The sequence below is a fragment of the Acutalibacter caecimuris genome, assembly GCF_034335085.1.
Lineage (GTDB): Bacteria > Bacillota > Clostridia > Oscillospirales > Acutalibacteraceae > Acutalibacter > Acutalibacter caecimuris.
In genome coordinates this window covers 1-9129 of the sequence record NZ_JAWXXJ010000050.1, presented here as the reverse complement: position 1 = coordinate 9129, position 9129 = coordinate 1, and the positions used below count along the sequence as shown (strand labels likewise).

Here is a 9129-nt window from a genome sequence, read left to right as displayed (position 1 = left end):
AATCTGGAGTGGTACGGTGCATTTCACAGCACCGCACACCACCCTCATATGCGCTTGCTGGTCTATTCCAAGGACGCAAAGCAGGGCTGGCTGACGAAAAAAGGGATCGATGAACTGCGAAGTGCGCTGGGTAACGACATCTTTCGGATGGAGCAGTACAAGCTGTTCACGATGGAAACAGACCTCCGTGACCGGCTGAAGAAGGAGAGCCGGGAAGAAATTGAGAAATTGTTTGCAAAAATCCGTGAGTCATATACACCGACCACTGAGATTGAGATGCTGTTTCTGAAGCTGGTATCTCAGCTGAAGACCTGCAAAGGCCGCAAGCAGTATGGCTATCTGCCGAAAGATGTAAAGGATACCGTCAACAAAATTGTGGTGGAGCTTAGAAAGGACAGGGACATTGCACGGCTGAACTCAGAGTGGAATAAGGTCAACCGAGAGAAATTATCACTGTATTTTGAGAAGAAAGAGCCGGATATTCCTCTGGAAGATAACCCTGAGTTTCGAAGCATTAAGAACATAATCGTGCGGAGCGCGACACTGGTGATGAAGATTATGGATGCGGAGCCTACCCAAAATTATGATGTAGGGTCAGCAATGAGGTCGGTGGTCGGCGCGCTGTGCAAGATAATCTCCAAGAGTTATGACAAGAAAATTGCTCGGCTTAACACTCAGATAGACAGCAAGCTCAGAAGTAAAATCGAGCAGAAGAAGGAGGCGCATGGGTTGAAAACGGAGCGTGGCATCCGTCAGGATATAGATGATGAGGGGTATTCCATGAGGATGTAAGCCCTCAAAATTTGCGGCGCAAAACAAAGAAGACGGTTTTGGGCAAAACCAGAAAAAGTAAGAAAAATGTCAGTGGACATAGGTAGGTACTATGTGGTAGTGTTGGTAGTCAGAAAGGGGGCCAAGATATGGCAAAAAAGAGAGCAAACGGTGAGGGAAACATACGCAAGCGCAAGGATGGTCGCTGGGAAGGACGTTACACGGCAGGCTACGACCCCGCCACCGGTAAGCGCATCATCAAAAACGTGCTTGGAAAAACCCAGGCTGAGGTCAAGGAAAAGCTGGCCCGGGCGATAGACAGCACTAAAGATTTGGACGTGGCCCGCATGGATGACTACACGGTTGCGACGTGGCTTGCAGAGTGGTATGAAATCTACGCCCAGCCCAACATCCGCCTGGCCACGGCAGAGCGGTATAAAATGATGATGGACATCTACACGGTGCCTCGAATCGGCGGCATAAAACTTGCAAAGCTGACCGCCCATGACCTACAAAAGCTCTACAAGGACTTGCAGGAGAACGGCCGGGTACGGCCCACCAAAAAGGGCGGCAATGGGTTGAGCAGCACCACAGTCCGCAGCCTGCACCTGATGCTCCACAGCGCCTTCGACCGGGCAGTGAAAGAACGACTGATCGTGCGGAACCCCACAGAGGACTGTATCGCTCCAAAGGCCCGTAAGGTAGAAATGAACATTTTGCAGCCGGAGGACATTAGCGCCTACCTCAAGGCGGCAGATGAGTACGGTCTCCTGCCAATGTTCTTCCTGGAACTGGTCAGCGGTTTGCGGAAGGGGGAGCTGACTGCTCTCCTCTGGTCTGACTTGGATGCGGAAAACAAAACAATCTCGGTGAGTAAGCAGTATGTGCGTAACCCAAACGGAGAGTTGGTGCTGTCAAGGCCCAAAACAGAGAATTCAGTACGGCTGGTGTCCATACCGCAGGAGGCGGTCGAGCTACTGACCGTGGAACATAGCAAACACCCTACCAATCCCTATATGTTCCCATCACCTAAAACAAGCGAGATGTACCACCCGGACTCCATAGTGAACCTTCACAAGAAAATATTAAAAAGCGCCGGATTAGGTCATCTAAAATTTCATGAGTTGCGTCACACATTTGCTACGACAGCACTCCAAAACGGCATAGATGTAAAAACCGTCTCCTCTATGCTCGGCCACTATGACGCAGGCTTTACGCTGAGAACCTACACCCACGCCACCCGACAAAAGCAGGAACAGGCTGCTGAGAAGATTGGGAATTTTATGAACCAGGTCAGATAAAAGTGGGTCAAGAACCGCAAAACGGCTGGGACTTCCTCTCCGGAAGTTTCCAGCCGTTTTCGCTCATTTCCGTATGTGGGTCAGGGTGTGGGTCAAGCCCAATTTTGAAAGCCCATTGGACAAAACAAAAACCCCGCAGACCGCAGTCTTACGGGGGTTTTGTGGAGCTGCTATCCAGATTCGAACTGGAGACCTCATCCTTACCAACACACTGAGATGTGTCCAAGCGGTGCTATCCGGCACTGTTTGGGCGTTTTTTGTACCAATATGGGTGGTCTATAACGGTATTCCACCCACTGTTTCCACACAGTTTTTCCGCGTGTGGGTCAGGGTGTGGGTCAAGAGCCAAAACTCAAAGCAAAGGCACGGGCATAAAGACATAGAACCGCCCTCAAAATTTGCGCCGCAAAACAAAGAAAAGCTGTTTTTCGCGCTCAAAACACAATCGAAACCAGAGTCCCCTCCCCGACCCCGCTGGACAGCCTGACCGCCGCCCCATGGATCCCCGCTATATGCTTCACAATAGACAGCCCCAGCCCTGTGCCGCCCGAGGCCTTTGACCGGCTCTTATCTACCCGGAAGAACCGCTCGAACACCCGCGCCTGATACTCTTTCGGTATGCCGATGCCTGTATCCTTCACGGTCAGCACTGTGCTGTCTCCATTTTTTGTGACGCTCATCTCCACACTGCCACCGTCCACATTGTACTTGATAGCGTTGTCGCATAGATTATAGACCATCTCATAGAGATACCCCGGCACCCCCATAACGATGGCCGGCTCCCCGCTGACAGACAGAGCAACATTCTTCTCCTTTGCCCTGCCCTCTAACGCCGCGACCGCCGCCCGGGCAGTCTCGTACAGGTCGACCGGCTCCATACCGGCGGGGGCTCCCTCGTCCAGCCGGGACAGGTGGATGATATCCTCCACCAGGGACATCATTCGGGCCGACTCGGTGCGGATGAGATGGATAAACTCCGGCGCGTCCTGGGGCTTTACCGTGCCGTCCTCCAGCATCTCCGCGCTGCCGGTGATGACCTGCAGGGGCGTTTTCAGCTCGTGGGACACATTTGCGGCGAACTCCCGGCGCATCCGCTCAGCCTCCGCCTGCTCGGTCACATCGAAAGCCAGCAGGACCGTTCCGGCAGGCGCTCCGTCAGTTTGTATGCGGCTCAGGTCAAGCTGGTACTCCCTGCCGTCCCGCTCCATTCTGAGCTCGCTGTGCCCCTGCCCGGCAGCCTCTTCCAGCGCCGCGCTGATGGCATGGCTGTGGTCAACAAGCAGGAAATCCTGCCCCAGGCAGGAGCTGTCCGTATGGAAAATAGTCTTTGCCGCCGGGTTCATGCTGACGATTTTGCCGTCCCTGTCCAGCAGGACCAGCCCCTCGTTCATGTGGGAGGTTATCTGCACGAACTCATCGGCCCGCTTTTTCAGGCTCTGCATTTGCTCCGATATCTGCAGCCGCTGGCGGTGTATCTTTTTGAGCAGCGGGGCCAGCTCCTCATAGGTCTCGTTCTCAAGTGGCCTGTCCAGGTCCAGCCGGTTCAGCGGCCGGACAATGCGCTTTGCAAGCCTATGGGCCAGCAGGGCCGAAAACACCACAGCCAGTATGCCCACAATCGTCATGGGTTGGAGCATGGCCATCACCAGGGTGAACATGGTAGCCCGGCTGACGGAAATCCTCAGCACCGTGCCGTCGCTCAGCTTGCGGGCCCGGTAGAAGGTCTCCTCGGTCATGGTGCCGGAAAAGCGGGAGCTCTCGCCCTCGCCGCCCAGAAGCGCCTCCTGTATTTCCTCCCGGTTTCCGTGATTGCCCAGCTTTCTATAGTCCTCAGCCGTGTCGAAGAGCACCGTCCCATCCGGGGAGACCCATGTCAGGCGGTAGCTTTTGCTGTCTATGCCCTCAAGATAGTCCCTTCCGCCTTTCTCAACCCCCTGGGCCGCAAGGTACAGCTCGTCCGCCAGCTGGCTTTCCTCAATGTCCCGGTAGTACTGGTATAGGCAACCCATCACAATGATGATGTTTGCCAGCAGCACCGCCGCCGACACCGCCAAAATGGAGTGAAAAATCCGCTTAGTCATTCTGACGCCTCCAGACGGTAGCCGACGCTTCGCACGGTCTTTATCATGGAGCCGGACTTTCCCAGCTTCTGCCGCAGGGTCTTGATGTGCATGTCAACCGTCCGGGTCTCCCCGGCGTACTCCACGTCCCAGACCTCAGCAAGGAGCTGCTCCCGGGTGAACACCATCCCGGGTCGGGACAGGAACAGCCTCAGCAGCTCGAACTCCTTATAGGTCAGGTCCACCCGCCCGCCGTCCGCCGTTACGGTGCGCTCCCCGGTATTCATCCGAAGGCCGCCCGCCTCGACGATGTTCTCCTCTTTGGGGGCGCAGCGCCGGAGTACGGCCTTCACTCTCGACACCATCTCCGTCATGCCGAAAGGCTTTGCAATATAGTCGTCCGCGCCCATATCAAGGCCCGTGACCTTGTCGTATTCCGTACCCTTTGCCGTGGCCATGATAACCGGAATCCCGGCGGTGGCGGTATGGGCGCGGAGCCTTTTCAGGATGGACAGCCCGTCCTCCCCGGGCAGCATGATGTCCAGGAGGATCAGCTGGGGCGGCTCGCTCCGAATGGCCTCAAACAGGCCGCCGCTGTCGGGAAAGCCCCTGACCTCAAACCCGGCGGCTGTAAGGGCATAGCTCATCAGCCCCCTTATGCCGTCGTCGTCTTCCACACAGTATATCATAATGCTCCCCTCCTTCGCCGGTCTATTGTACCACATCCCTTTTCTCTTCGCAAGCCGGGGCCAGGTCTTTCTCCCCTGTCACGGAGAATATCACCCACTGGGCAATGTTCACTGCATGGTCGCCGATGCGCTCCAGGTACTTGTCTATCATCATCAGGTCCAGGGCGTATTCCCCCTCCGAGGGCTCCCGGGCTATCCGCTTGATCAGCGAGCGCCTGACCCGTTTGAAGTAATCGTCCAGCAGGTCGTCGCCGGCAATGACAGACGCCGCAAGGGCCGTGTCCCTTGACACATAGGCGTCTACGCTGTCGGTCACCATTTTCACCGCCGAGCGGGTCATCTCGTGGATATGCTCCATGCGCTCCGGGGCGTGGCCCTCGTCTATCAGGATGAGGACGATCTCGGCAATGTCCTCGGCTTGGTCGCCGATGCGCTCCATATCCGTGATAATCTTCAGCGCGGCGGATATCTGCCTCAAATCTCTCGCCACCGGCTGCTGTTGTAAGAGGAGCTTTAAGCACAGGCTCTCGATGTCCCGCTCCATCTGGTCCGTCTCGGCGGCGATGGCGGCCACCTTTTCCGCGTGCTCCCGGCTTCCCTCGTCCAAGGCCCTGGAAGCCAGGGAGATGGCCTCCTCACACAGCGCGCCCATCTGTATCAGCTCCCTGTTCATCCGGGCAAGCTGTTCATCGAACCGGTTCCTCATCATCCAAACCTCCCCGTAATGTATTCTTCCGTCTTTTTCTGCTCCGGCCGGGAGAAAAGCTTCTCCGTGCCGCCGAACTCCACCAGCTCCCCCAGCAGGAAGAACGCCGTGTAGTCTGAGACCCGCACCGCCTGCTGCATATTGTGGGTCACCATGACGATTGTGTACTTCTCCCTGAGCTGCATTGTAAGCTCCTCTATCTTCCCGGTGGAGATGGGATCCAGGGCACTGGTGGGCTCGTCCATGAGCAGCACCTTTGGCTCCACGGCCAGGGCCCGGGCGATGCACAGCCTCTGCTGCTGGCCCCCGGAGAGGCCCAGGGCGTTCTTTTTCAGCCTATCCTTCACTTCGTCCCAGATGGCCGCGCCCCGGAGGGAACGCTCCACGATATCGTCCAGCTTGGCCCGGCTTTTGACCCCGTGGGTGCGGGGGCCGTAGGCGATGTTGTCGTAAATGCTCATAGGGAAGGGGTTCGGTTTCTGGAACACCATGCCTATCTCCCGGCGGAGCCCGTTTACGTCCACGTCGGGCCCATAGATATTTTTACCCCCATACCTCAGCTCGCCGGTTATCTTCACCCCGGGGACCAGGTCGTTCATGCGGTTCAAGGTCTTGAGAAATGTGGACTTTCCACAGCCGGACGGGCCGATAAAGGCGGTGATGCTGTTCTCATAGATGGGAATGCTCACATTTTTCAGCGCCTGGGTGCTGCTATACCATAAACAGAGGTCTTTTGCGGTGATAATTTCCTCCATTGGCTCATGCCCTCCTTTTCTTGAAATACCAGCCTGCCAGAGCGGCACAGAGGTTGACCAGCAGGGTCAGCACTAGCAGAATTGCCGCGATGGCAAAGGCCGCTTCAAACTCGCCCCGGTCTTTGGCGTAGACGTACATGGCAACCGTCAGGGAGGCCCCGGAGCTGCCCAGCCCGGTGAAGAAGCCGTTGAGTACATGGGCAAACCCGGCAGTGAAGAGCAGCGCCGCCGACTCGCCCAGAATACGCCCCACGGACAGTATGCAGCCGGCAATCACGCCGTCCACGCACCCGGGCAGCACCACCGTGCGCACCACCCGCCACTTGCCCGCGCCCAGGCCGAACGCCCCCTCGCGGTAGCTTTGTGGGACGGTCTTCAGGCTCTCCTGGGCCGTGCGCATGACAGTGGGCAGGTTCATGATGACCAAAGTCAGCGCCCCTGCTAGCAGGGAGGTGCCGAAGGTCCCGGCAAAAAGCATCATGCCCACGAAGCCGTAGATGATGGAAGGTATGCCCGAGAGGGTCTCGGCGGCGTACTCGATGACGGACACCAGCCTTTTGCTGGACGCGTATTCGGTCAGGTACACAGCCGCTCCCACCCCCAGGGGCAGCACAACGGCGAGGGCTGCTAAGATAAGGTAGAGGGTATTGAGGATGTCCGGCAGGATACCGATACGGTCGTTCAGTATGCTGGGGCTGGTGGAGAGCAGCTGCCAGGTGATGTTGGGCAGGCCCTTGCAGAGTACATAGAGGATGATGAACAGTGCGAAGCCGCAAGTTATGGCAACGGAGAGGGCCATAAGGCCGCACATGGCGAAGGAGTATGCTTTTCGTCTCATGTCAGCCCTCCTTGCTCCGCTTGAGGAAAAAGTTCAGCGCGGCGTTTATCAGCAGGATGAACAGGTACAGCACCAGGGCGATGGAGAACAGCGCCTCTCTTTGCAGGCTCCCTGGGCTGGAGTAGGACATCTCGCTGGCAACTGCAGTGGTGAGAAAGCGCACGCTCCCGAAGATGGAGGGCATGTTGGGCACGTTGCCGGAGACCATCATCACGGCCATAGCCTCGCCGATGGCCCGGCCAACCCCCAGCACTACCGCCGCCGCGATGCCGCTTTTGGCGGCGGGAGCCGTTACCTTAAAGTATGTTTCTACAGGAGTGGCACCCAGGGCCAGGGAGGCCTCCTCATATTCGTGGGGAACAGCCTCAAGCGCTGTCACTGATACTTTTATAATAGAAGGCAGTATCATGACCGCCAGCACGATAATCGCCGCCAGCAGACTTGCCCCGTCCGGGACATGGAACAGTGTGCGGATTCCCGGCACCAGAATCAGCATACCCACCAGGCCGTACACCACCGAAGGGATGCCCGCCAGCAGGCTGACCGCGCTCCCTACTACGGACTTCACTCTGAGCGGGGCCAGCTTCGCAAGGTACACCGCCGTGAAGAATCCCACCGGCACCCCGAACAGGGTGGCCCCCGCCGTGCCGTATACGCTGGTGAGGATGAAGGGTAAAATGCCGAACTTAGGGTCCTGGGCGGTGGACTCCCAGGTGTCTCCCAGCAGGAAGTCGAACAGGCCGATATCTCGGATGGCCGGTATGCCGGACAGTACCAGAAAGATGGTGATGAGTAGCACACAGCCTACTGTGAAAAGGCCAAGCATGAGGAACAATCCGTGGAAAAACCGCTCTGTAAACTGCCGGCAGACCCGGGGCCTCCGCCTAAGCTGTGCGCGGGAGGTCTGTATGTTTTCCATAGGGCGGCCCTCAGTTGGCCGGGACCGCGCCCGCGCCGGAAATCAGCGGGGCCGCGTCGGCGGAGGTGGCGAAGTCGAAGAAAGCCTGGGCCGTTTCGGAAAGCTCTTCCCCGGTTTTCGTCACCAAAATAAAGGGGCGCTGGATAACGTAGCTGCCGTCCTTCACGGTATCTTCTGTGGGAGCCACGCCGTTTACCGTAATGGCCCGGACACTGTCCTTCACCGAGGCCAGGGAAGCGTATCCGATGGCGTCCGGGTTCTGAGCCACGGCGGTGATCACGTCGCCGGTAGAGGTCAGTTCCTGGCGGTACTGGCATTTCTCCTCGGTGCCGGTGATGGATTCAAAGCCGTCCCGGGTGCCGCTGCCCGCCTCACGGCCGATGAGCACCACGGGCGCGTCATTGCCGCCCGCGTCCTTCCAGTTCTCGATCTCCCCGGTGTAGAGCTTAGCAATAGTCTCCGTGTCCAGGTCTGCCACAGGATTCTCCGGGTTGACGATAACGGCAATACCGTCATAGGCCAGCACCGTGGCGGTCAGGCCCTGGGAGGCTTCCTCCTCCTTCAGCTCCCGGCTGGAAAGGCCGATGTCACAACGCCCCTCCATAACGGCCTGGATGCCAGAGCCGGAGCCGGTGGGGTTGTAGGTGAAGGCGGCGCCTTCATTCTGCTCCTGGAAGGATTCTCCCAGCGCGCCGATGACCTTCTCCATGGAGGTGGAGCCGTCTGTGGAGACAGTACCGGCGGTTTTCTGGGTGCAGCCGGTGAGAATGGTGGCGGCGGTCAGGGCCGCCAGTGCAAGTGTGGTGATTTTCTTCATGTGAATTTCCCCTTTCAGTTTTATGCTTTAATGATAGGGGATCATTGTAAAACTCAAAAGGGGCTCTGTGTAAAATCCAGGTAAAACCCATAATAATTTGCGCCACTAAACAAAGAATACGTCGGTCAGAAATTAGAATTCACTCAGCCACTCTTTAAACTCCTCAAAGGTTATTTTACCATCAGCGCACTCGTCCCGCTTACCCTTCGCTGTGGCGCTCCAAGCATAGAACGCGCCGGGGCTAATCTTCCCCGCCTTAATCCAGTTGAATCG

General features: G+C 57.4%; 9 protein-coding genes. 2 read left to right on the top strand and 7 right to left on the bottom strand.

From position 1 onward, the window contains the following. Nucleotides 1-792: MobP3 family relaxase (gene mobP3 / locus U8U01_RS16475; RefSeq protein ID WP_322176622.1), on the top strand; the 792-nt coding region annotated here is incomplete at its 5' end. Nucleotides 793-920: 128 nt separating this feature from the next. Next, nucleotides 921-2072: a tyrosine-type recombinase/integrase gene (locus tag U8U01_RS16470; protein ID WP_322176620.1), complete on the top strand. Its 1152-nt coding sequence runs from the start codon at nucleotides 921-923 to the stop codon at nucleotides 2070-2072. A gap of 434 nt (nucleotides 2073-2506) precedes the next feature. On the opposite strand, the gene U8U01_RS16465 is transcribed toward U8U01_RS16470, so the two are convergent. From U8U01_RS16465 to U8U01_RS16435, 7 genes are all read right to left on the bottom strand, one after another. Beyond that, on the bottom strand, nucleotides 2507-4153 hold the full coding sequence (locus U8U01_RS16465; protein WP_066540193.1) for a sensor histidine kinase: 1647 nt from the start codon (nucleotides 4151-4153) through the stop codon (nucleotides 2507-2509). Next, nucleotides 4150-4821 (bottom strand): response regulator transcription factor, encoded by a 672-nt coding sequence (locus tag U8U01_RS16460; RefSeq protein WP_066540190.1) that lies wholly within the window; start codon nucleotides 4819-4821, stop codon nucleotides 4150-4152. The genes U8U01_RS16465 and U8U01_RS16460 overlap by 4 nt, the downstream gene beginning before the upstream one ends. 22 nt (nucleotides 4822-4843) lie before the next feature. Continuing rightward, a complete protein-coding gene (gene phoU / locus U8U01_RS16455; protein WP_482305425.1) occupies nucleotides 4844-5530 on the bottom strand; it encodes a phosphate signaling complex protein PhoU in 687 nt (228 codons plus the stop codon). After that, nucleotides 5527-6282 carry a phosphate ABC transporter ATP-binding protein PstB gene (gene pstB / locus U8U01_RS16450; RefSeq protein ID WP_066540187.1) on the bottom strand — a complete coding sequence of 252 codons (756 nt, stop codon included), beginning with the start codon at nucleotides 6280-6282 and terminating at the stop codon, nucleotides 5527-5529. Before pstB ends, phoU begins: the two co-directional genes overlap by 4 nt. A gap of 4 nt (nucleotides 6283-6286) precedes the next feature. Continuing rightward, the gene (gene pstA, locus U8U01_RS16445; protein ID WP_322176613.1) at nucleotides 6287-7120 is read right to left on the bottom strand and encodes a phosphate ABC transporter permease PstA; all 834 of its coding nucleotides are present in this window, start codon (nucleotides 7118-7120) and stop codon (nucleotides 6287-6289) included. Nucleotide 7121: 1 nt separating this feature from the next. Next, a complete protein-coding gene (pstC, locus tag U8U01_RS16440; protein WP_322176625.1) occupies nucleotides 7122-7946 on the bottom strand; it encodes a phosphate ABC transporter permease subunit PstC in 825 nt (274 codons plus the stop codon). A 103-nt stretch (nucleotides 7947-8049) separates the two neighbouring features. Next, a complete protein-coding gene (locus U8U01_RS16435; protein ID WP_160579011.1) occupies nucleotides 8050-8856 on the bottom strand; it encodes a phosphate ABC transporter substrate-binding protein in 807 nt (268 codons plus the stop codon). Between the last annotated feature and the right edge of the window lie 273 nt (nucleotides 8857-9129).